We start from the raw sequence: 356 nt of genomic DNA, 5'->3' as shown, positions 1-356 counted from the left end.
CCGTATCGGTCGAGACATAGCTGCCCCCTTGTCCGCGTCCCCTTCCTTGCCCCCGCACCTCGTCGAAGGTGAAGCCGGGAAAATCCGGAAGGTCATGGAGCGCGCGAACGACGTGGCCTTCCATGTGAGGCCTGATCAACGCGGTAATCAACGTCTTGCTGCTGTCAATGCTCATCTCCGCCCGCTCCCTTGGTCATCTCCGCCTTCACGATGAAGCTGTTCTGCGCCGCGTAGACATCGCCATCGAGAACGCCAAAAAGGATTTCGACGATCTGCGGATCACGGTCGCCAACCTCGACGTCGCGGGCCTCGAATTTCTCGCCGTTTCGGACGAACACGACCGTGCGATTTTCCAC

1 protein-coding gene and 1 pseudogene are annotated in these 356 nt (G+C 59.8%); both read right to left on the bottom strand.

Features of this window, described 5'->3' with window-relative positions:
• Positions 1–175 (bottom strand): P-II family nitrogen regulator (locus OO68_RS48985; RefSeq protein ID WP_209442694.1); only part of this gene is annotated, 175 nt, incomplete at its 3' end.
• Positions 165–356: pseudogene (locus tag OO68_RS48980) on the bottom strand (hypothetical protein); the annotation flags it as partial. The gene OO68_RS48985 and the pseudogene OO68_RS48980, both read right to left, overlap by 11 nt.

Source organism: Streptomyces iakyrus (assembly GCF_000717055.1).
GTDB classification, from domain to species: Bacteria; Actinomycetota; Actinomycetes; order Streptomycetales; family Streptomycetaceae; genus Streptomyces; species Streptomyces iakyrus.
Note: the sequence above shows the minus strand (reverse complement) of the source record. Positions and strands in the feature narration are given on the sequence as shown.